Origin of the sequence: Sphingomonas sp. M1-B02 (assembly GCF_026167525.1) — a bacterium.
Classification (GTDB): Bacteria; Pseudomonadota; Alphaproteobacteria; order Sphingomonadales; family Sphingomonadaceae; genus Sphingomonas.
Map to the genome: position 1 here is coordinate 1,593,718 of NZ_CP110679.1, position 22,456 is coordinate 1,616,173.

15 protein-coding genes and 1 pseudogene are annotated in these 22,456 nt (G+C 56.9%); 4 read left to right on the forward strand and 12 right to left on the reverse strand.

Going from position 1 to position 22,456, the window contains the following annotated elements:
* Nucleotides 1-3: 3 nt before the first annotated feature.
* Nucleotides 4-1,041 carry an SAM-dependent methyltransferase gene (locus OKW87_RS07720; RefSeq protein ID WP_265543633.1) on the forward strand — a complete coding sequence of 346 codons (1,038 nt, stop codon included), beginning with the start codon at nucleotides 4-6 and terminating at the stop codon, nucleotides 1,039-1,041.
* 139 nt (nucleotides 1,042-1,180) lie between these two features.
* Here the strand turns inward: OKW87_RS07720 and OKW87_RS17530 are convergent.
* Nucleotides 1,181-1,363, reverse strand: a pseudogene (locus OKW87_RS17530) (DUF5818 domain-containing protein); the annotation flags it as partial.
* A gap of 965 nt (nucleotides 1,364-2,328) precedes the next feature.
* Between OKW87_RS17530 and OKW87_RS07725 the strand changes: the two are divergent.
* On the forward strand, nucleotides 2,329-2,499 hold the full coding sequence (locus OKW87_RS07725) for a hypothetical protein (RefSeq protein WP_265543635.1): 171 nt from the start codon (nucleotides 2,329-2,331) through the stop codon (nucleotides 2,497-2,499).
* Between the two features lie 838 nt (nucleotides 2,500-3,337).
* Here the strand turns inward: OKW87_RS07725 and OKW87_RS07730 are convergent.
* From OKW87_RS07730 to OKW87_RS07770, 9 genes are all read right to left on the reverse strand, one after another.
* Entirely contained in the window at nucleotides 3,338-3,796 is a 459-nt protein-coding gene (locus OKW87_RS07730; RefSeq protein ID WP_265543637.1) for a MucR family transcriptional regulator, read from the reverse strand.
* Nucleotides 3,797-4,267: 471 nt separating this feature from the next.
* Nucleotides 4,268-5,034 (reverse strand): IS5 family transposase gene (locus OKW87_RS07735; protein ID WP_265543640.1). Its coding sequence is split into 2 segments (ribosomal slippage): nucleotides 4,268-4,722 and nucleotides 4,722-5,034, totalling 768 coding nucleotides; the frame shifts between segments, so codons are not numbered across the junction.
* 1,002 nt (nucleotides 5,035-6,036) lie between these two features.
* Nucleotides 6,037-6,807: a hypothetical protein gene (locus OKW87_RS07740; RefSeq protein ID WP_265543641.1), complete on the reverse strand. Its 771-nt coding sequence runs from the start codon at nucleotides 6,805-6,807 to the stop codon at nucleotides 6,037-6,039.
* Nucleotides 6,808-7,629: 822 nt separating this feature from the next.
* Complete coding sequence (locus OKW87_RS07745) at nucleotides 7,630-8,292, reverse strand: PEPxxWA-CTERM sorting domain-containing protein (RefSeq protein WP_265543642.1); 663 nt, start codon at nucleotides 8,290-8,292, stop codon at nucleotides 7,630-7,632.
* 1,135 nt (nucleotides 8,293-9,427) lie between these two features.
* Entirely contained in the window at nucleotides 9,428-10,228 is an 801-nt protein-coding gene (locus OKW87_RS07750; RefSeq protein ID WP_265543644.1) for a hypothetical protein, read from the reverse strand.
* 33 nt (nucleotides 10,229-10,261) lie between these two features.
* Entirely contained in the window at nucleotides 10,262-11,677 is a 1,416-nt protein-coding gene (locus OKW87_RS07755; protein WP_265543645.1) for a TolC family outer membrane protein, read from the reverse strand.
* Nucleotides 11,678-11,922: 245 nt separating this feature from the next.
* The gene (locus OKW87_RS07760; protein ID WP_265543647.1) at nucleotides 11,923-12,108 is read right to left on the reverse strand and encodes a hypothetical protein; all 186 of its coding nucleotides are present in this window, start codon (nucleotides 12,106-12,108) and stop codon (nucleotides 11,923-11,925) included.
* Nucleotides 12,109-12,203: 95 nt separating this feature from the next.
* Nucleotides 12,204-13,880, reverse strand: coding sequence for an ATP-binding cassette domain-containing protein (locus OKW87_RS07765; RefSeq protein WP_265543649.1), 1,677 nt, complete (start codon nucleotides 13,878-13,880; stop codon nucleotides 12,204-12,206).
* Between the two features lie 52 nt (nucleotides 13,881-13,932).
* Complete coding sequence (locus tag OKW87_RS07770) at nucleotides 13,933-14,730, reverse strand: TIGR02466 family protein (RefSeq protein ID WP_265543653.1); 798 nt, start codon at nucleotides 14,728-14,730, stop codon at nucleotides 13,933-13,935.
* Nucleotides 14,731-15,523: 793 nt separating this feature from the next.
* On the opposite strand from OKW87_RS07770, the gene OKW87_RS07775 reads away from it, so the two are divergent.
* A complete protein-coding gene (locus OKW87_RS07775) occupies nucleotides 15,524-16,837 on the forward strand; it encodes an HlyD family type I secretion periplasmic adaptor subunit (protein ID WP_265543654.1) in 1,314 nt (437 codons plus the stop codon).
* A gap of 803 nt (nucleotides 16,838-17,640) precedes the next feature.
* Here OKW87_RS07775 and OKW87_RS07780 read toward each other — a convergent pair.
* A complete protein-coding gene (locus OKW87_RS07780) occupies nucleotides 17,641-18,999 on the reverse strand; it encodes a hypothetical protein (RefSeq protein WP_265543656.1) in 1,359 nt (452 codons plus the stop codon).
* 1,196 nt (nucleotides 19,000-20,195) lie between these two features.
* Between OKW87_RS07780 and OKW87_RS07785 the strand changes: the two genes are divergently transcribed.
* Nucleotides 20,196-20,867, forward strand: a complete 672-nt coding sequence (locus tag OKW87_RS07785; RefSeq protein WP_265543658.1) for a PEPxxWA-CTERM sorting domain-containing protein — start codon at nucleotides 20,196-20,198, stop codon at nucleotides 20,865-20,867.
* A gap of 732 nt (nucleotides 20,868-21,599) precedes the next feature.
* Here OKW87_RS07785 and OKW87_RS07790 read toward each other — a convergent pair.
* Nucleotides 21,600-22,363, reverse strand: a protein-coding gene (locus OKW87_RS07790; RefSeq protein WP_265543660.1) for an IS5 family transposase whose coding sequence is annotated in 2 segments (ribosomal slippage) — nucleotides 21,600-22,051 and nucleotides 22,051-22,363 — 765 coding nt in all. Because the reading frame shifts where the segments join, the coding sequence is not laid out codon by codon here.
* Nucleotides 22,364-22,456: the final 93 nt, after the last annotated feature.

Sequence of the window (22,456 nt, forward strand, 5' to 3'; positions counted from 1 at the left end):
TATGTGAAGACTCAAAGAAACACCGAAACGCCAAAGAGGACTAAGCGCGGCCTGAGCAGCGTCAGCCCAATTCCGCTCGTCAGCATTCTCGGCCGGATTGAGCACGGCGCGGCCCACGGAGAGAGTCCACCCCAGGTCCCGACGCTCATCCCGTCACCGAACTATCCGCAGATCCCCGGGGTCGTCGCGGCTGAGGTGATAGAGTCCCCGCCGCAGGTCAGGGTCATGCGGGGGGCACTCAACGACAATCACGCGTGGGATATTCAGCTCGACCAATACTATACCCGGCAAGACGTCGCGGCAGACTGCTACGGGATTTTCGGGCAGCATTTCGACCCGGCCCTATATCTGATGGTGGAACCAACCGCTGGCACGGGATCGTTTTACCAGTTGTTGCCTGACGGTAGCCTCGGATTCGATGTGGAGCCGAAATATCCCGGCATCAAAACGGCTGACTTCCTTACCGTCGAGATCGAAAGCGACCGTGAAATCGCAGTCATTGGCAATCCCCCTTTTGGAAAAAATGCCAGCATGGCCGTCCGCGTTTTCAACCGTGCGGCTCGCCAGGCGAGCGTTATCGCACTTATCCTTCCTAGGACGTTTCGGAAGGCATCGATTGAAAATCGAATTGACCCAGCCTTTCACTTGCTGCGCGAGGAGACGGTACCCCGCGACGCATTTCTGTTCCGTTCAAAGCCATATGACGTTCCAGCAGTATTCCAAATCTGGGAGCGCCGCCGCGAACCACGCGCGCTACGGCTCGTCGAAACCCAACATCCGGATTTTGAATTTACCACCTCGAACCACGCTGATTTCGCCATCCAACGCGTTGGTGCGCGGGCGGGTCGTGTACACTGCGATTTTACCGCAAGTCCGTCATCGCATTATTTCATCCGGGGCAATGTCGAAGCCATTATGGCAATGCTCGACTTCGCCAGCGTCGTGGGCAATGTGGCAGGGAATCCCAGTCTTTCAAAATCGGAGATAATCTCGTTGTACCGCGCGTACCTTGCAGCCCCCCCGCTTCCTCGGCTTGATTAAGTCTCCGAGCTTGATGACCCCGTCTTGACTTCGACTGATGAGTCGCTCCGGTTCATTGTCACCGCCTTGCATGCCGCCCCAGCTTAGTGTGTCCGGACGCTTTCAATCTTCGCGCCATAGCAGTGCGCCCTGCGAAGGGTCAGGCGATCCACAAGCCGCAATAGTACAATTGCCAGCGGCTGGGGCAGATCTGCCCCGGCGGTTCAGCTGCCCAGAGTAGCCCTGGATCTGGCGGGCCGATTAGCTGGACATCCAGTCGGTCAACCCCGCTTCGCCAACCCTCTAGGGTCACGCGTCGCCCAACCAGCCTGCGGGCACCGGGTCCCGTGTCGAGGTCTCAAGCGCCACCGCATCAATCTCAAGCATCATCCCGCGGGTCGAGTTCATCAACTTTGCCGGTGACGCGGCGTCTGGTACGACAGTCAGCGTTGCGTTTGAAAGTCAGTTTTAACGTCGCAAAGCAACGTCGAAAGGCCGGAAAAAGGGCGCGTTGCCGACAGGCTGTAAGGGGTTGAAGTGCTCAAGTGTCGGAAAAAGGCTCAGGACTGAGCGTTCGGCGAGGAGCGCCCAGTCCTGAGCACCAATAATACCTGCACCGCCTTTCAGGTTCCCTTCGGTACGCTACCGGACGGTCTATCGTATGATGGGTCACGTCTCCCAACCATCGCCTTAGGTTCGCACCGATAGGAGCCGAAGGAATAAATAAGAACAGGACTCAACGATTCGTTATTGTGAAAGGTGGAACGGACGGTCGAAGGGTCGCGTAGAGCTCGGATCCCGCAGGTCCTGATCGCGGAGTGATCAACGCGTGCAATCTGGCGAGCCGCTACGTGGTGCCGCTCACACAGTTCGCCGAACCGCGTCCCGAGGACGACAAGGACCTGCCGAAGCAGGCCTGGCTCTGCCTCCCCGGTCAACGCGTCGGGTGTTCGCCGGCATCTGGCGCGAGGCCGAGCGCGTCTTGCATAATGCGTTCACGACCTACGTGCTGGATGCGATCGTCGCGCCGATCGATCCGAAGCCATACCGGTGGTTCTTAAGCGCGACGAGCGGGACAAGTCGCTCGATAGCAGCGCGGAGGAAACCGCTGCGCTTGCGCGCCTCTGTGACGGGCCGATGGAGATGCAGATTACGACCCCGCGGCCGTCAGATGATCGCGCATTGGACTTTGTGGATGCGGCGTGAGTGGCAGGACCGTGAGCGAAGCCATATTGCGTGAGGGAGGGAAGTAGGCGGTGGCCCAAAGAGCCGGATCTCTCGACGACCCCTTCCGAAATCTACGTGAAATTGGCGGCCTGGATCGGAGACGGCGTCGGGGCGAGCGACGCCATGCTCCATATCCACGCCGGCATGGCCGTCCTGCTTCTCGCGAGGGTCATTTCCGGACGCTCCTTGGCCACCCCGGTGCCGCTCGCTATCGTGTACCTCGCCGAGGCCGCGAACGAGATCATGGATTAATTCGGCCATGGGTACGTGATGGCCGACACGTTCAGCGACTTCTCAAACACGGTGTTCTGGCCGACCATGCTTTTTATCGTGCTTGGAATCAGGCGCTAAAGACAGCATGAACCATATCTGCAATAGTTCGTTGATGTCCTTAGTCCCGAGGGCGCCGCCTTACGGGGCCTCGCCGGGCGGTGTTAACTCCCTTTTCCACCGCCCGGCCTGTCTATAGCGGTCCCACTTGGCAGCAGCCCTCATAGCTACGAGTCAGCGACAAGCTGGGCCCGGTCGGATAGTCCTCTGTCCAGTCGCGGCACGCCTCAAGCACGAAAACCGCAACTTCCACGCCGAGGTTGTAGGGGCAATTTGAATTGTCGTATCGTCGGGCTAGCGATCGGTCTGGCCGTCCGACAGGGCGGCCCCGTCGATCGTGATTCGCAGAGGGATAGCTCCGCGAGCGCCGACCGAGGCGTTTTAGGTCGGTGCCGTTCTGAGTTACCGGCGCGTTAAACCGAAAAACTCTAGCGAGGCCGAGTCCAGAATGCCACCGCTGTCTATCATTCCATAGCAGGCCAACGAGCCGATTCGTCGTCCGTGGCCCGCGCTGCGTCGGCTTGGTCTGCGCCGGCCGCCACGTTGCTCGGTACGGCGGCGCTCCAAAATGGTGCGAAACGTGCTGGCTCGGCGGCAGACCGCGGATGATGGTACCAGGTCGGAGGGCGAGACCAATTCGGCCCGAATCGCGCTGCGCCCGCGGCTTCACGAGAAGCGATCAACCCGGTGTCAAATCGGCCCACCCCTAGTTTTAGAACATAAAAGAGCAAAATGAACGATGCATTCATTGTGAGCTCAATTAGACCTTGGTAATGGCTCTGCCGCGCTTTTGACTGGGCTTCCGGCCCAAACCGGCCTTCTTCGCCAACTCGCGACGCCGCTCTGAGTATGCTGGTGCCGTCATCGGATAATCTGCTTTCAAGCCGAATCGAGCCCGGTACCCTGCTGGCGTAAGGCCATGCGTCGATAAATGCCGAGTAAGCATCTTGTATGGCTTCCCATCTAAGAGGCTGATAATGAAATCACGCGAGGCCAGAGACTTCCGAACTGACACGGCGGGAGCAAAGTTCCGTTGCCCCGTCTCCTCGACCGCCGGTGCCGGGGCGGTAGAGCCAAGCGCTCCGACAGACTCATGCATCTTGGCAAGGAAGGCGGGGACATCGTCTGTTGAGGCGCGGGTATTGGGGTTGCGAAGCCAAGCGATCGTCAACTCCGTTGCCAACTCGACGGTGCTAATATGATCTTCTGATTTAGGCATGGAATTTCCTTTGCGACCGGCTCTACTTTTTAATGCGAGTGCTACTCGACGCAAGAGAAAAGCGGATATCCGTTCTTGGGTGATAAGCGTCCTTAACGTTGCTTTCCGGTCCGCAAACAAGATTGACGGCTAACTCACTATCTTAGTTATCTAAATCCGTAAAATCTATATTATCCAAGCTTACCGCCAACGGCCCGCGGGTGTCGGTGGTTAAGAGGCCCCGAGCTCTTCCGACAATGGAACGCGTACCATGATTTATCTTTTCTAGCTTGTCTGGTGCTATCTTCCATTTCTATCGGCAGGACATGTACTGCCGGAGCATCTAGGATACTCGTATTCTAAAGCTTAGGTCCGTCGGAGATTGTTAAGCGACAGGCCGGAGCTTGCTTGTTCGGTGATGAGTTGCGGGTCAGTGTGACAGTGCCGCCTTCGGCTTTTCGCCATTAATACTACGGGATCTTCCAATTTAAGCTAGGGCGTAGACTCATAAGCGCGGAGCCAGAGGCGCATTGAGGCGAGCTGGACCATCGCGAGGAAGTTCTCGGCGAGCTTATCGTAGCAGGTGGCGATGCGACGGAAGTGCTTGAGCTTGCTGAAGAAGCGTTCAACCAAGTTGCGTTCGCGGTAGAGCGCCTTGCTGAAGCAGGGTTTCCATTTGCGGTTGGACTTCGCCGGGATGTTGGGCACCGCACCTTGCGCCTCGATCAGATTGCGGATGCCGTCGGCATCATAGGCCTTGTCGGCCAGAACGATGGTGCGCGGATTGAGGCGATCGAGCAGGCCGAGCGCAGCGGGTCCGTCGTGGGCCTGGCCGGCTGTCAGGCCGAGCCTGACCGGGAGACCTTGGGCATCGACGACGGCGTGGATCTTTGTCGTGAGGCCGCCGCGGGAGCGACCGAGACAATGATCTCGATCCCCCTTTTTGCCGTCGCAGCCTGCTGGTGCGCCCGGATGGAAGTGCTGTCGATCATCTGGATATCGCCGTCGTACGCCGCGGTAATGGCATCCATCAGGCGGTCCCATACACCGGCTTTGCGCCATCGGCTGAAGCGATTGTAGCAGGTGGTGCGCGGCCCATAACGCTCGGGCAAATCGCGCCATGGCGCGCCCGATCGCAGCACCCAGAAGATGCCGTTCAACACCCGGCGATCGTCGACACGCGGCACGCCTCTCGGCTTGTTGGGCAACAGTGGCTCCATCACGCGCCACTCGAAATCAGTCAGGTCGTATCGGCTCATGCCGACCCTGAATCAGAAATGCGCCGTCCTGGGAATCCCGTTTATGGGTTCACGACCTAGTTCGACACTGTTTAGTCGAAGAGCCTCGTAGGAGGCTCCCCATAGCGAACAAGGGCGGTCAGCCGCTCTTCACGCTTCTAGGCACAGTTCTTGTGTTGTTAGCGTCAGCCGGACGATTCCATAGTTACCGGCCTTCAACCCCTAGCGCTTCAATCATGTCATGAGGCTCGACCGTAGAGGCGTAGTCTATCCCCAGCAGCCCCTGCGAGCGCTGATGGTCTGTTAAACTTGCGTCCCCGTTTTGGCCCGGAGGTTATGTCCCGCTCAGACTCGCAGCATCGCTCAATGCAGGCGTTCGTGGATGACTCATTTCGCGATCCGCCTTGATCGAAGGGAGATCAGCGCAATTTTCACCCTCCAAACGGCCTGCCGACGCTACGGGTTTCACTAGCATATGCGTGAACCGGACTCCCAAGAAGCTCAGAGACCGAACCATTATGGCGCGAAGCGGCGCCGACACCATTCAGGACCGGGACCAGCTCGTTACGTGGGCGACTTCAACGAGGCTTTCATGTTTCTAATGGCCCTCTTCCACGCGTTCTTGAGGCGGCCGCGGCCGACCGCATTTGCGCGCAGGGAATGGAGATAAGCAGTCATTCCATGCAGAACGCTCGTTAATTAAAATGCTTCTCTCGGCCTAGACCCGTTGTGTTATTGACATCCACAGCGGCCACGCGGCTCCCTGTTCCTACGTCAACCCAGAGCTTGCATCTCCCCGGTTCTCGAGATTATTTTTTACTGACGGAGACCCGTCTTGCCGGCGTCAGCCTCGCCTCTCACAAGCTGAAGAAGGCATGGCATCTCGATTTGTCGCCTGCTCATTGGGCTGGCTGCTGCCAATGGTTAGCATTAAGCGACCGCCTGCCTCAAATGGCCCAAGCTCCGATCAACAAAAGTGGGCCCGCCTAAGGCCAGGCGGGGCAACCTTCGGCGCGCATTAGTCTACTGGCTCACCGAAAAATCCAACTCCCGCAAAACTGCTCGAACCGATGATTTACCCTCGAAAATGCTCCAAACCCATTCCTGAGAACACTGTTTAGATATCTGTATCGCGAGAAAGCGAGCGATCGGGTAGTTCCAGAAGTATTTGTAAGGTGCATTGGGTTCTAAAAGAGCCCCCCGCAGTCGATCTCGCTGTGGGCCGAAATACCTGATGGTATCCTCACGCCAGACTTGGGATAAGTGCGCATGTTGCGACGCATTGCCACGCAAGGTATGAGACAACAGCGCGCCCTCGCCGAGAAATGCGCAGACTTCCCTTATAATCGGAGGAACGAACTTTCCGCGGCTGGCCCTGATCTGCAGGGCATGGCCAAATTCATGCGCCATAACCAGGGGATCGGACCGATCACTACGATAGCTGAAAATAATTGTCGGATATGCTGTCGATCCATTGTCGAGTGTGAGCGCTTTGCGCGATTTATCCGGATGATCTACACAGATCTTGACAGTTTTTTCGAAAATATCGTCGACGATACCTCGCTGATCCGATAAAAAATTGCCCATTGCGGCGGCGATTGTAAACCAGACTGCCTCAAGATTGGGTTCTTGATACGCAAAGTCCAACCTCTCGTCTGTCGCTGATGTACCGCCGGCGTCCCAGGGCAAAGCGTCGAGAATTCGACGACATGTCACCGAGTCAAGCTCGTGCACCGCGAGCCAGTCCGAAAGGCAATGCTGCCTACTCTGCGAGTCTCCGGGGAGGTTGTTCATCGCGGCTGCATATTCATGTATAGATAGTGTGAGGGCAGGACACTCTCAGCACCCGAATCTATTCCGCGGCGATCGCATGGTGCCGCAGCGACTACTTGAGCCCTGAAAAGCCAGAAAGAAAAGTGCCCCGAAAGCCCGGCCAGAAGGAACCGGCGGTATGCCAAGTAAAGCATGGTCAATCGGTTCATGAGCATATGCCTCGCCTATCTCATCGCCATCACAGAACGACATTCGTGCACGCAATTGCGACGAATAGAGATACTCATTCTGAGCAGCACCGCACGCTCGCCTTTCGCAGCATGCTCGGTGATATCCTATCTGCGGTGAATCTTAGCAGGTCTCTTGGGGGGAACAGTTATAGACGCACTAAACCGACCCCATCCTGGCGGGGCAGCCGAGAATAACATCGCACCAAGAGACAAGCCCTTCATTTGCTCCCTAGGGGTCGCCGCCTCCACGAGCGCTAACTCTCTCGTTGTTCCATGACCGCGCCAAGGGCAAGTACTTGGGCGATTGATTTGCGCCCAGATTTCGGCAATTGATTATCGATCATCCGGTGACAGAGGACCCCGATATTGGGCATCCCCACGAAAATTTCTATCCGAACTGGAGCCGATCCATCCTTTCACGTCTCTGACCTGGCCAGTATGCTGGGAACGCGGTCCGAGAGATGTCCGAGACCGCCTTAGTCGACTCTTTGCGTCACAGAAACTGAACCCATACAAAGCGACGATAGATAAGGTAACGGAGCAGTGCGCGGGCCAAGTAAGGAAAGCCGGGGCAATCGCTATTGCCCCAGCTCCTTCTGAACCTCTTATGCTTTTAGCCGAAAGCCGTGCGCCTTTGAACTCCCGTCAGGCCACGACGTCGCATGGAGCCACCGATCACGCCAAACCCGAGCAGCATCATCGCCCAGGTCGCCGGCTCCGGAACCGCAGCAACAGCGGTCGATGAAAAGCCGAAGGTGTCGGCGTTCGACGTCGGGCTCCCGATAAAGGTCACTTGAGCAGTACTATTGTCGCTAAACATCGCCGTCAGCGTGTTGGAACCGTTGAACAATGCCGTCCGGAAGTCGGTTACACCAGGGCCGAAATTCACCCTGAAAGACGAATAGGCGCCTGGGTCGAACCGAGACACGCCGTAAGTCAGCGAAACCAGCTTGTTCGTAATGAAGGAAACAGTCGGGTTCCCCACAGGGGTCCCGTTGTCAGTTCCAGGGGGAAAGTCCCCAAACCCCACAGCGTTGTTTACTGCAGTTATGGTCGCCGGCGTACTCGAATCAAGAGCAAGCAGCAGAGACGTGATGAATGGCGACGTTGCGGACCCCGGGGTAGTATTCACGACGCGGAACACAGGACGGTCATCTGTCCCGCCCCCATCAGGAAACTGCAAAGGTGCCCCAACATCCACCAAGAATTCGCCCGCATTCGCAGGCGACGCGACGACGGCTACGATAGCCGCTCCTAGTACAAATATCCGCTTCATTCTCTACCTCCCTAGCAGCCCGACTCGGACGACCCGAGCCACACACTGTACGCAAGCGAGAATCACAATAAACGAACTTCGAATCGACTCGTCACCGCGTTGGCCGTATTTATCCTTTCCGCAGCCGGGAGTCGACCGACTATTAATCATACCGGAACGGAATCCCGTTTTGGGAAACCATGAGTGCATTAACGTCCGTCCCCGCGGGTCAGCGTGTTGGATTCTCGCCGTAGACAGCAAGCGGAACTGATGCTCTGCTGCGTCCGACCTATTCATGACAGGACAGCCAAAGGCAACTAAGCTATCTCAATATTTTCAATCATCTAAATTGGTTTTTTAGTAAGGCGGGCGATAATGCCCCACCTCCAAAACTCGGACGGACGCTCCCTAGGCGAACCGTATCATCAGCTTGCAGAAGTCGCTTCGACTAGATATCGGATCGACGAATGATAGAAAAGATTCCGTCTTCATTTTTTGCGGGCCGGCAGCAGGCGGAAGGAAAGCGGGATGTTTCAATACGAAAGTTTTTTCCTAGCCACCGCAGTTTAGCCAACTCGCCGTATCGACGTTCGTATATCCGAGCTTGCGAACTAGGGAATCACTCAGCTTCGCTTTATGTGCGATGACATGACCCGCGTTTTGTCTTCCAATTGGAGCTAGAGTCCGACCCGGGAAGGGGTTGGCCAGATGAAGCGGAAACAGTGTTCGGAAGACCAGATCGTCGGCATCCTGACGGAAGCCGAAGCTGGCGCGGAGGTGACGGATCTGCGCCGACGGCACCGGATATGAGACTACAAGACCGAGCGGCCGCATTCATCGCTCGGCTACGCTACACCGGCGGCGGTCGCCGCGGGACTCAAACAGCAACGGGCGGGTTTAAGCTCGCCCCGTTGCTTCGTCCGCGCCTCTGCGCAACAACAACGACCGGTCTCTGTTTGCCGTGCCGGTGGACGAAAGACGGGAGACACGTCAGCGATCACATTCTTAATGCTCTTGGTGGAATTTCGTGTGCATGGATCGGCAGCATCTAATGTCGTCATAATTACAGGGCGTCCCCGATCCTTCATAATCAACGGGTGGGACAACCGGGATGCTCTTTCCATGGAGTCAGGCGTGCTTTTCTTAGCATCACTTGCTACTTAAGCGGTCCTTCACGGCCTGTATATAAGTTTTTAAAAAACGCTATGCGATTTGGAATTTGCTTGACTATTCTATCTCGTTCTACTGAGGGAAAACGATCCGGATGATATATTATAGTATATGCGAAGAGGGCTGACTCTGCGAAGTCTTCCTGATCTTCTGTCTTTGCGTAATCCGTTATGTAGGCGCCGTCTAGCGACTTTGCCTTTTCCCACGCTGCCCCTTCGAGATAATCCTCTTGAATAGAGGCATGCGTACCTTCATGGAAAAAGGTCTCTTCGAGATCGTGAGTACCGATGCGCTTAGTCGCGTTGTCCGAGTATATGACAAAGAAATTGCCTTTGTCCTCTGCAAAGGCCGTGGTATCGGCGCCACCCTTGTGCACGACAATATGCTTGATTTTCTGACGGTACAGAGGAGGTAATTTTCCGATTCTTGGTATATAGCGCTTCACCTCCCTCTCTGCAGCTTCCCTGCTGCCGAAATTTTTGCTTAAGGCGACACCTATCATCGTGCCGTCTGTGAAGTATGCGTTAAATATATACGCATTTTGGACGAGTGCTTGTTCGGTACCTCGCTTGTCGGGCATTTCGAACTCGTCAAAACCCTTGTATTCTAGACGTTGGAATGAATCAGGGTCACTTTCCGTAATGAAGTCGAAGTCGGTCCCGACGACGGATGATCGATAAAGCGCGGGCGGATCTGACACAGATGAAGTAGCTTCCATTGAAGAATGCACGCCGCGGAGCGTGATTGCCCCACCGATAATCACGACTGCGATAAGAGCTTTATTCATTTTCTTCCCGCTCGATTTATGTGTTCTGCGTTATCAGGGACGCAATTCTACTGTGTTCGGTCGACCTGCGTTTAGTCGGGTCAACGGGCTGTCCACGCCCTCAGGGACCGTGCGAGTCGAGGCGGGTGGACGTCGCTGTCCATCGGCCCAGTCCGACCAAATACGTACATATCGCCGATAGTACGCTCGTGGGTCATAAAGCATGTCCAACCCAAGGCCCAAGTCGACGGCTTCGGCTGCGCCCATCGCATTAAGAAGCGCGAATGCTGCAACATAGGCGTCACGCGTCGTGTTAGAGAGCGCAATTCGGCTAGCGAGAAGTTCTTGGTCGGCATTCAGCACATCTAAAATGCTGCGCGAACCGACGGTTTGCTCGGTCTTAACGCTTCGCAGCGCCACTTCGTTCGATGCAACCGCCGATTCATTTGCTGTAATGGCCGTTAAAGAGCTGCGCCACGTTGCGAAAGCAGCCCGCGCGCTCGCGATCGAGAGCCGCTCGGCAAAAACTGCCTCCTTCACCAGCGCGGCTCTCGCTTCTTCAGCCTGCCGCACACGGGCGCTTGCCGCACCGGCTTGGAATAAAGGGAGCCGCAGCGTTAGGCCAGCCCCGATGTTCGTCGCACTATTGGGCAAAGTGCCTCTTGGAAGACCGTTCGATAGGTCTGCCGTGCCGAGCGCATTACTGTAGGCCGTTGAGCCCACCGCCGAAATAGTTGGATATCGCTCGGCTTTCGCTGCGGCCACTACATATCCTGCGGCGCGTGCACGCGCCACGAACGAAGCCACGTCTGCATTGTCGGCCAAGGCAATTTCGACGGCCTGTTCAGCCGTGCTGGGCATCGGTGGCAACGCCGGCAGAGGTTTGAGTATGCCCGCGCGGGAGCCAACCACGCGATCAAAATTCTCTTCCGAGGACTGCAGACGGCCCTCTGCCGAGGCCAGGCTACTCTGCGCCAACGCGAGGCGGGCTTCGGACTGGGACACGTCGGTCCGCGTGAGGTCGCCCACTCGGAGGCGCGATTGCGTGGAAAGAGGGTTCACCTCCAACACTCTGACTTGGTCCAAGGTAAAATTCCGGATCTGGCGATCACGCAAGAGGTCCGCGTAAGCGCCAATTGCCTCCACAAGCACGTCGCCTTCCATAGCACGCAAGTCCGCACGTCCTGCGATCACGCGGGTATCGGCGGCCTTCACAGAATTACGGATCCGTCCACCCGCGAACAGAACCTGCTCCAGGTCGGCGGAAGCGGTAAAATCTCGGCCCACTGTTCCGACTTTTCGGGTGGTGTACACATCCTCATTGAACCTAGCGCTGGTGGCGATAAACGGACGTCCTTCAGCTCGCGCCAGCGCGGCGCCGTTGTCGATCGCACGAAGTGCAGCACGTTGCGCCATCAATGTAGGGTTCGTCTGATAGGTTCGAACCAACGCGTTCTGAAGGGTTTCCACTGGCGGGCTTGGTGAGACGAGGGCCCCGTTCTGAGCGGTGTCGGGAGCTTGCCCGCCGGCCCCCCCGTCCTGCGGGACAAAGACGGGGGTCCGTACGCGACACGTTGCGGCAGCAATCCGGCAGCTCAGTTGCCGACGGAAACGGACCGCCAATCTCCCCGATTCCTTCCGAGGCGTTGGGTGCATCGCCTTCGATGGCTCCTGAGGTCGCCTCATCCAAGTATGGACCAAGGACCGATCGCTTTTCAGTGTTTCTCAGGTGGCAGCACCGCCAGCTTCCTACCGAGCGGCAACGCATCAAGCAGGATTGACACGCCCTCGGCATTCCGTCGCTTGAACGCCACACCGACCTTGATGAAGATATCTTTACCTTCGCCATCACGCTCTCTGATCGCGAACACATCAAAGTCAGGCTTGTTTCCTTCAGCCATGTTATAATCCTCCCAAATTATTACCATCGATGTTATAGTAGATCCGTAATAGCCAAAAATTATCATCTAAATCGCTTCGCAGCATATTACGTACTTTATATTGAGACTACCTTCAGATCTGTGACGTGAACATCTTCAGGCTTTCTAAGAGTACCGTTATCCAAAACGAAGCGTAGATTCGCATCATACCGCTTTAGTGCGAGGCGAGTGAGGACGATCAAAATACCCCCTCGAGTGAAGAATTCAGCCATGTCGCGCTTGAGGCCTTTGGACAACGCGTCTCTGAAGGTCGCATCAGGCTCGTCGATGATCAACAGATAGGGATCTGGATAGAGGGCTCGCGCGAGGGCAAGTCTATGACGTTCACTCTTCGAGAAGATGCTACCGACCGCATCTATGCGGGTCAGATATCCCTCCGGAAGGGAGACTATCTTGTCGTGCACCTGAGCCAGGCGCGTCGCGCGAACAAGCCGGTCCCCGTCCGGCTCAGGGTCCAGACCGACGATGTTCTCCTCGATGGTACCGCCAAGAAAATCGACCCTTTGTGGTACGTAGCCGATAGTTCGGGCTGCATCGGTAATCGACAATCGTTCGATAGCGACGTTCCCAAGCAGGACCTTGCCGCCCGACCGCGGGAAACGGCCGATCAACACCTCGGCCAGAACGGTCTTGCCGGACCCGCCACCGCCAACGATTTCGACCGCCGAACCGGGCGAAACCTCGAAGGTGATGTTGCGGAGCAATTGATCGCGCGTGATCGGGCAGCGCGCTGCGACCTGGAAGAGCCGCAAAGCGGCCGGCACTTCGGCCGTTGCCGTTGGGGTTCTAACTACGCTCAAAATCTTGTCGAGTCGTCTCCAGTTTTCCCTTGCCTCACGGATGCTTGGCACCTGTCTCAGGAACCGCTCCGCTGGATTGAAGACATGGCGAGCAAGGTACATGCTGGCTACCATGGCACCCACCGTCAACTCGCCCTTGATCGTCAGATAAGCGGCAGCGGCTAGAGCCGTGTACTGGATCAGGAGGGTGGTATGCGATGACAGAGTCGAGAACCATGCAGTCCCGTCCTTGATTTCCACGGCCGTGTCGCGTGACCGGCGTCGCGCCACCATCCACTGCGTATTGTAGGCGGCCGTCATTTGCTGTGATTCGATCACGTGACGCGACACCTGAAGTGTATCCTTCAATTCCCCGACCTTGTCGGCGGAACGGATACGAAGCTCCTCGCGGGCCTTCGTAAACGACATCCTCCAGAAGTTGATGACGACAAGTAACGCGAGTCCGACTACGACTACCCATCCAACTAACGGATCTATTATAAACAATACAGCCAGGAACACTGGCGACCAAAAAAAGTCCAATATGACTACCAACGAACCGGAGTGAAAGAATCCCCGCAACTGATCAGCTTCGTTTAGCCCAGCTGCCGGCTTGCTTCCGACTCTAGCGGCGTACGCATCGCGCGCCGTGGCGTTAAAAATGTAGTCCTCAATACGTTCTTGGAACTGAGCCCCGATACGCGCTAAAATGCGTCGACGAGAATAATCTAATAGAGTCATCGCCCCGAGCACGATGAGGAGAAGGATGAGCAAAACCGCCAAGGTAGCCTCCGACCTCGAGGGTAAGATCCGGTCGAAAACAAGAATCATAAAAAGAGGGCCGGCAAGCTTCAGCAGACCATAGAAGATGCTTAGAATAACGGCAAAAAACGTGATACTGCGGACACCACCAAAAGCATTCCTCAGTACATTTGCCTCCTTGACGACAGCCATCGGTCACCGCCCCCTTTTTATGAACACTGATCGCCCTATCACCAAACAACCGTTATCTTTTTACTTGGTTAATATTGAAGGATATGATGATCCTGTCCGCGGCCCTGCCCTTTTCTTTGCTCGTATTGATATCTACCCCATGGTAAAGCCACGCCGGAAAAATTATCATCCTGCCCGGAACCGGTTTGAAGTTGACCTTCGTCCAGCAGTCGCGGGGGCGCTTTTTCTTAGTTTCGTATTTCGGTTGATTCATTATTAGGACCGTCCGCGGGTCAATGAATTCAATCTTACCAGCATTCTCTGGAGCTTGGACATAATAGACTCCGCTCCAAAGGCTGTTGGGGTGTACATGGGCACGATTGCCATTGCCGGGCGGGTTGATGATCGACCACATCGTCGTAATCTTGAGTACTTGATCAGTCGCATAGTTCAGCTCGTCAGAGATCCGGCCTAGTGCTGCATCAATCTCCGTAAGGATCGGCTGATAGGCCGGATTCTTGTGCAGCATCGTAGCGCTATGCCAACTTCCAAGCTCCGCGGTATTCGACTTGTTCACAGCGACGCCGCTTTCGCGCTCGGCGTAAGTCAACTCTAGAAGCCTTTTGTTGATCTCGGCGCAGTTAACCACGTCATACTGATATACCATTGTTGGAAAGTAGTTGTTGCGAACGAACGCTTCAGAAGGGGAGGCCTTCTTGATTAAGGCCCGCGTATTGATATCGTCGGCCCGGTTCGAACCAACTCTTTTGCCAAAATCAGCCGACTTCGCAAATACCGTTTTCGCTTCGAAGCCCACGAATTCCTCGGACGCAATTTCTTGTTCTACAACGTCTGGATGAACTATCGACATGCTCTCTCTCCATCAGGTTGAGATGCTATTCGAGCATTGAACGCAAGCAAGTCTGGGGCGCCAGACGCGAGCAGGTCAAATGCCTCTAGCAAAGCAATGCCGGCCTACTATGGGCCGAGCATAGTAGTCACTAAAAGTAGACCGTTCCCGCGGGGAACACCCTACTGTCGCGCTTTGCTGTACGATCGATGCTCCAACACCACTGGGGGTCAAATGGCACTTACGGATCGCACGAAACAGACAACGCCTGACGAATACTATTATTTGGGATTTGCCCCTGGCCGCCTGAGCGCCGGATACCAAAACATTTCCGACTCAAACGGTCGCTCCTATTAAACACATTTGATGGTCGAGAGTCAATCACGACGGGCACAACAGATCCGCCCCCTATGGAACAGATCCGAGACTCTTCGCCGCATTTGAGTAAGCTTTGATTAGGGGCCTCGGTACGTGGGTGAGCTTCGGGCAAACCCCCCACGATAGACGATTGGGCTGATGAAGGACGTCGCTTCTAGCGGACGCGAAGCATCACCTGCGCTATTGACTATTGGCTTAGGCCAAGTGATCATTTCGTCGATTATACTAAGATAAGGCGTTTGGAGCGATCGATTCGGCGTCTGGGTGCCCCCATCAACCGCCAAGCCAGTTACAGCGGATTTGCCGGCGATAGATTTGATGCGGTGCGCCATTCGAGCGTCGGCGCTACAAGCGGCATATAGTGGGATAGCTAGCAGTTCGGCTATTAGTCTGGCCGAGCTTGCCGGAGGTTCCGTTCGAGAGGGGGGATGTTTGCATGCCATCGCAAGAAAAGCGCGGCCGGCGCTCGTGGACTATTCGAAAACCCCTAGGAATCGGTTTGGCGGCTTTGATTGGCCTGTTTGGCTTTGTCTTCGTGTGGGCTTCGACTTTCAATATTTCCGGCGCCGTCATCGGCAAGGGGCAGGTTCAGGCGTCGGTCAACCGGATTGCCGTTCAGCACCCGATTGGGGGCGTAGTGGCAAAGATTTTGGTGAATAGCGGGGACAAAGTAAAAAGCGGGGACGTCGTTGTGAAACTTGACGACTCATCGCTTCGCTCGGAACTGGCCACGATCGACAGCGAGCTGTTCGAACTGCTCGCCAACGAGGCTCGACTTGAAGCCGAGCTAGAGAACCGCGCGACCCTTGCGCCCCACCCCCTTCTGCAAGAGGCCCGCCAGAACAACCCTGGGGTGGAATCTCTATTGAAACAGCAGCAACGCCAACTCGACGCTCATTTTCGTTCCGTCGGCACGCAGGTTTCCCTTCTGCATAGACAAAGAAGCCAGATTTCGGATGAGGCCATCGGCGTTCAGTCCGCCCTCACGGCCAAGCGTGAAGAGCTCGCGCTTCTAGAAGACGAGCTCTCCCAAGCGAAGCAGAACTTACAAAATGGATATGTTACAAGAACAGTGGTGTCGAACCTGCAGAGAGACACCATAAAAGCTAGGGGCGAGTTAGGTAGCTTGGCTGCAAAGAAGGCTGAGCTGAACGGAAAGGTCGCCGAGCAATCCGTGAAGACCTACGCGGCACCGTTGGATATCAGGGAGGTCAGTGCGGACAGACTTAACTTGTTACGTCAGCAGTCAAAGCGACTGATTGAGAACCGGAACGCGCTCGTTTACAAACTTAGTAAATTGGATGTGCGCGCGCCCGTGGGCGGAAGGGTTTTTGATTCAAAGCTGCTTGGACCACTATCGGTTGTAGAAGCGGCTAAGCCGATCATGTACATCGTGCCGAACGACAAACCGGGCTTAGTGGTAGTCCGCGTCGACGCGACGGATATCGAGCAGGTCCAGGTCGGTCAGGAAACAGGACTCAGGTTCACCACGTTCAATAAAAGATCAACGCCTATCATAGATGGCCGAGTAACGGCCATTTCGGCCGATGCATTTCGCGATGAAAAAACGCAAGCATTTTATTATTTCGTCGACGTCAGTCTCCTGGAAAGCGAGATGCAGAAGCTTGGAAATGTCGAACTGCTTCCAGGAATGCCGGTCGATGCCTTTCTCAAGACAGAAAGCCGCTCGCCCGCGAGCTATGTCATTAGACCGATCACGGACTTTTTCGCCAAGGCCTTTCGCGATTGAGCAGAATGCTGCTGGGCGTTGCTCCTCATCGCCCTAACCCGCGCAAGCCAGTTCCTGCAATGCTTCAAATCCCTAGGGGATAAGAGCTGGTCGTCAAAAGCCTGGCGGGGAACCCTCGGCGCTGTCCGTCTACTGGCCCACAGAGAACCTCAATTCCCGCAACTCCTCCAACCGACGATTAGCCTCAAAGACGCTTTGAATCCAATCTTTGAGACGCGGTTCAGGTATCTAAATCGCGGAGAGGGGGGCGATCGCAGCGTCATCAACGGAAGGGCAAGCGCGGGAGTCGCGAAAGTGACCTTGCCGCCCTCACGGAACCCCGAGCTTCGCCAGACTATCCGGTTTGCTGAATAGCGCATGCGGTAACGTCGACCTCCTCGAGAGAGGACCGTCCCCGGCTCGCGGTCAAACGCTGGTTATCGGCGCTTAGCTTTGGAGTACATCGATCGAACTGCGGCCTCGAGCCGCCCACAAGCCCAGTCGAGTGGCCTTCCGTACGTTGGCGTCGGCATTTCTTATGGCGCTCCTCTCATCGCTCAAACGATAGCAGGGCTTGAACTCGACCGGCTCAGGAAATCTCACCAGCGCCACGCTTCTGAGAAGCGAAGGAATGCCTGCCCTTATGTTGCCATAGAAGGAACGCGGCTTGGGCGGCGCCTCATTGACGTCGACAGATCAGAAAAAAAACCCCCAGCCGAAGCTGGGGGTTCTCTCGAAACCTGGAGAAGGCCGGCTATCGGCCTCTCCCTTGTTTGGTGCGACCGACAGGTCGCCGGTCGCACCTTCACAAGTTCGGACGCCGATTACTCGTTGCCCTCGTCGGCCTCGTTGCCCTCGTCGCCCTCGTCGTTCTCGTCTTGCTCGTTGCCCTCATCGTCCTCGTCATTCTCGTCGTCCTCGTCGCCTTCGTCGCCTTCATCGGCCTCGTCGCCTTCGTCGCCCTCGTCGTCCTCGTCCGCCTCGTCGTCCTCGTTGTCCTCATCGCCGTTGTCGGACTCGTCGCCTTCGTCGCCCTCGACTCCCTCGTCGCCCTCATCGGCCTCGTTGCCCTCGTCATCCTCGTTATTCTCGTCGCCCTCGTCGCTCTCGTCGCCCTCGTCGTCCTCATCGGCCTCGTCGTTCTCGTCAGCCTCATCGTCCTCATCGCCCTGGTTGTCGGCCTCGTCGCCCTCATCGTCCTCGTTGCCCTCGTCGCCCTCGTTGCCCTCGTCGCCCTCGTCGCCCTCGTCGGCCTCGTCGTCCTCGTCACCTTCGTCGCCTTCATTGTCCTCGTCGCCCTCGTCATTGCCGCCGGCCTCGTCGCCCTCATCATTCTCGTTGCCTTCATCGGACTCGTCGCCCTCGTCGGCCTCGTCGTCCTCGTTGTCCTCGTCGTCCTCGTTATTTTCGTCGTCTTCATTGTTGCCGCCGGCGCCGCCCTCGTCGAACTCATCGCCCTCGTTGGCCTCGTCGCCCTCGTCGTGCTCGTTGTCCTCGTCGCTCTCGTCGTCCTCGTCGCCCTCGTCGTTCTCGTTGGCCTCGTCGCCCTCGTTATTCTCGTCGTTCTCGTCGTTCTCGTCGCTCTCATTATCCTCGTTAGTCTCGTCGGCCTCGTCGTTCTCGTTGTTCTCGTCGCCCTCGTCGTTCTCGTTGTCCTCGTTATTCTCGTTATCCTCGTCGCCCTCGTTGTTCTCGTTATCCTCGTCGTTCTCGTCGCCGTCGTCCAAGGTGTTCTCGTCGCCCTCGTCGGCCTCGTCGCCCTCATCGTCCTCGTCGTTCTCATCGCCCTCGTCGGCCTCGTTGCCTTCGTCGTCCTCGTTGTTCTCATCGTTTTCGTCGGCCTCGTCGCCTTCGTCGGCCTCGTTGCCCTCATCGTTCTCGTCGTTCTCGTCGCTCTCGTCGCCCTCGTTGCTCTCGTCGCCCTCGTTGCTCTCATTGCCCTCGTCGTTCTCGTCGTCCTCGTCGCTCTCGTTGTCCTCGTTGCCCTCGTTGTTCTCATTGCCCTCGTCATTCTCGTCCTGACCCTCGGTATCGGGATCAGCAAAGCTGACTGGTGCGAACAGATCATGTGATCCGAAGCTTGCCAGGATCGCGTCGAAAGGATCGAGGCCGGAATCCAGGGCATTTTGCAGCGCGGCCGAAACGCCGTCTGCAGCAACATCTTGAATGGTCGTGTAAGCCATTGTCACCTCCAAATGAGTGCGCGCCGCGGCAACGCCGCGAGCGAGCAGGTTTAGGTTGTGGAAAAATTGGCCGGCCTACACTGGGCCACGCCCCGTAGTGACGCGAGTAGGCAGCTTCCTAGGGAAGCAACCTGCTGTTGCGATTTGCTTGCACAACTCACGGTTTGACACCCATGGGGTCAAAAACGTTCATCGGGTCGTGCGAGGAGATCGCCAAACGACTCCGCCCGAAGCTGAGACACCAAATGATGTCGCGAACTGTCGGACGCTACTAGACGCAACTGCCCGAAACTGCCTTCAACGAGGGAGAATCGGAAGAGACAAAACTACTCCCTTAACTTGACCCTTGCAAGTTACTATTCCCGCTCCACAAGCCGGCATCGAACATACCGCCCGCGCCCATCACCTGATGAGGTCGCGCTCTTAGCGCGCTCCAAGAGTTCCGGGTTAGAGGCCAGCTCAAGGCACAGCCCGTGCATTTCGCGCATGCTTACGCAATCTTCGTTTGGCCGCCAGCCAAGTTGCGCCAAAATAGAGCCGCTTTCTGAGGTAGGGACCCCCCTTGCGGAATTCTGGAGCGAGGTGTTGGGCATGGCATCCTGCCTCTGGATACTCACGGAGATTATCGGAGGCACGCGCCTTGTCCGCCCACACGATGGTATGCGGACCGAGGTGATGGAGCAGGGTGAACCATCTGGCCCGACGGGCCCCCGCCCTGCGATCAGCGAAGGTATCCGGGGACCAGGCGCGTTAACGGCGACACGTCACACACCGTAACTGGCGCAACACGATCCTCCGCACATTGATGACGCCGGTGCCGCCTGATTGGAGACGCGGGCCACGTGGCCCGCCGCCCCGGTGCCGCGAACGGCTAAACGGCCAGGACAAAAATTGTTCACGACGAAGGCTGTGCTGTAGCGGTCGAGAGGAGCGATTGGTGGAAGCCACCACCGTGCAGTCCCGCTCGAAGAGGGATTGCGAGCATCCCAAAGCGATCGCAGGTTCCAATTGGCTCCCTAATGCAAGTGAGTCCCGAATGGGACAGCTAGACTCACGAGGCAATGCAAACGCCGCCCGTCAGTTCTCCATCTCGAGGCAGTCAAAAGTTCCACTGAGTCTCGGTTTCGTCACACGTTTACCATAGCGCCCACAGACACGAGCGGGGTCTCGACGACTTAAAAGAAAAGGGTAGCACCATGAATTTAAAGCTGTTTGTTATGGCCACCGCGTTGGCTCTGCCGGCCGCGGGCGCGCAAGGTGCGACTGTGGTGGTCACCTCGGGCTCCGGTCAGCGGTCGCTTGGGATAGGGGCGAATGACCCGCTAGGTCAGATATTCACGGCCGTGGACACTAGCCTGCTTTCCTTCGGGTTTCAGGTGCAAACTCTGAATGGTAGTCAGTCAAACGATCCGATCACCCTCACCTTGTTGTCCGGCGGCGGCTTCAACGGCACGACGCTTGCGACTCGAACCATAACGGCCGTCGGTATCCCAGCTTCGACTCGCACGCCGACCTGGCTCGACTTTGATCTTTCCGGCACATCGCTTGAGGTGGGACAGACATACACGGCGCTCCTCACCGGCAGCAACAATCGCTATGGCCTTGTGTATGGACCGAACATCAACTTGAGCACTGGCGCTGCAGTCGGCCCGGATGCCTATGCCGGCGGCTCAATCATTGCGAATAGTGGGCTCACCGGAATCTGTTCGGGCGGTGGTGTCTGCGATGCAAACTTCCGCTTCTCCGGCACCTCGGTCTCGGCAGTCCCCGAACCCACAACCTGGGCCATGATGGTCGTTGGCTTCGGCATGGTCGGGGGAGCACTGAGGCGGCGCCGTCCGCAGAAGGCTGCATTTTCCCATCCCTAATCTTCGGCGGAAGCGTAGACGCCTTTGCCCGGTCACCTGAGCTGGTGAAACGAGGTCGCCGGAGGGGGAGGCTAGTGTCTAACGGGGCCTATGCCTCCCCCTCCGACGTCGAAATGTACTGACAGCCCTAGCCTTATCGCCGCCCGTCCAGCACAGTTATAAATGCTTTCATTCCACCACTTTCCACCATGGTGGGGCGCCTCGCATAGGCAGGGCCGCAATCGGCGCAAACTGCTACTTGTAGAATTTCAGGGCATTTTACGCAGTGCGAAGGCCTTCTGACCTTCCAGGGTGAACTAGCCCTTACGAATTGTTTCGATGGTTCCCGTCGGAGGCTGAGGCGCGAACGAGACTCCGGCTTCTGTTGCTGAGCTCCAAGCGACCCACCCTTCGAGAAGATGGAGACCTGGAACTACTACGCTAACAAAGGTTCCAATGCTCAGCCGTTCGGTCGTTTCGAGTCGGCAACCCAGCGCTCCCACATCCACCAGGAAAACCCTCATGGGATCCCGATGCTGACGCTCAAGCGTAGCAAGAACCGAGGTTGCGCAACGATTAGTCTGACGCTCGTCTGGGAAACCAGACATTTACGCTTCTCCACTCGAGAGGTTACCTGTCAGATCATTGGTGAGCAGCCATATGTCAATGAGTATATATTTGTCTGGAGGCGAGGATAGCCAAGGTCTCTCGGCAGCACCGAATAGCGCAAACACCCCCGCCGCTCTCACCATATTAGGGCGTAGACTCATAAGCGCGGAGCCAGAGGCGCATTGAGGCGAGCTGGACCATCGCGAGGAAGTTCTCGGCGAGCTTATCGTAGCGGGTGGCGATGCGACGGAAGTGCTTGAGCTTGCTGAAGAAGCGTTTGACCAAGTTGCGTTCGCGGTAGAGCGCCTTGCTGAAGCAGGGTTTCCATTTGCGGTTGGACTTCGCCGGGATGTTGGGCACCGCACCTTGCGCCTCGACCAGATTGCGGATGCCGTCATCATAGGCCTTGTCGGCCAGAACGATGGTGCGCGGATTGAGGCGATCGAGCAGGCCGAGCGCAGCGGGTCCGTCGTGGGCCTGGCCGGCTGTCAGGCCGAGCCTGACCGGGAGACCTTGGGCATCGACGACGGCGTGGATCTTTGTCGTGAGGCCGCCGCGGGAGCGACCGAGACAATGATCTCGATCCCCCTTTTTGCCGTCGCAGCCTGCTGGTGCGCCCGGATGGAAGTGCTGTCGATCATCTGGATATCGCCGTCGTACGCCGCGGTGATGGCATCCATCAGGCGGTCCCATACACCGGCTTTGCGCCATCGGCTGAAGCGATTGTAGCAGGTGGTGCGCGGCCCATAACGCTCGGGCAAATCGCGCCATGGCGCGCCCGATCGCAGCACCCAGAAGATGCCGTTCAACACCCGGCGATCGTCGACACGCGGCACGCCTCTCGGCTTGTTGGGCAACAGTGGCTCCATCACGCGCCACTCGAAATCGGTCAGGTCGTATCGGCTCATGCCGACCCTGAATCAGAAATGCGCTGTCCTGGGAATCCCGTTTATGGGTTCACGACCTAGTGTTTACCGCGATCGAGGCGACTGAGATTGCCG

Bases quoted from the DNA above. Each gene is read 5' to 3' on its own strand.
- OKW87_RS07730 (WP_265543637.1), bottom strand. From the start codon at position 3,796: ATGCCTAAATCAGAAGATCATATTAGCACCGTCGAGTTGGCAACGGAG.
- OKW87_RS07740 (WP_265543641.1), bottom strand. From the start codon at position 6,807: ATGAACAACCTCCCCGGAGACTCGCAGAGTAGGCAGCATTGCCTTTCG.
- OKW87_RS07745 (WP_265543642.1), bottom strand. From the start codon at position 8,292: ATGAAGCGGATATTTGTACTAGGAGCGGCTATCGTAGCCGTCGTCGCG.
- OKW87_RS07750 (WP_265543644.1), bottom strand. From the start codon at position 10,228: ATGAATAAAGCTCTTATCGCAGTCGTGATTATCGGTGGGGCAATCACG.
- OKW87_RS07760 (WP_265543647.1), bottom strand. From the start codon at position 12,108: ATGGCTGAAGGAAACAAGCCTGACTTTGATGTGTTCGCGATCAGAGAG.
- OKW87_RS07765 (WP_265543649.1), bottom strand. From the start codon at position 13,880: ATGGCTGTCGTCAAGGAGGCAAATGTACTGAGGAATGCTTTTGGTGGT.
- OKW87_RS07770 (WP_265543653.1), bottom strand. From the start codon at position 14,730: ATGTCGATAGTTCATCCAGACGTTGTAGAACAAGAAATTGCGTCCGAG.
- OKW87_RS07775 (WP_265543654.1), top strand. From the start codon at position 15,524: ATGCCATCGCAAGAAAAGCGCGGCCGGCGCTCGTGGACTATTCGAAAA.
- OKW87_RS07780 (WP_265543656.1), bottom strand. From the start codon at position 18,999: ATGGCTTACACGACCATTCAAGATGTTGCTGCAGACGGCGTTTCGGCC.
- OKW87_RS07785 (WP_265543658.1), top strand. From the start codon at position 20,196: ATGAATTTAAAGCTGTTTGTTATGGCCACCGCGTTGGCTCTGCCGGCC.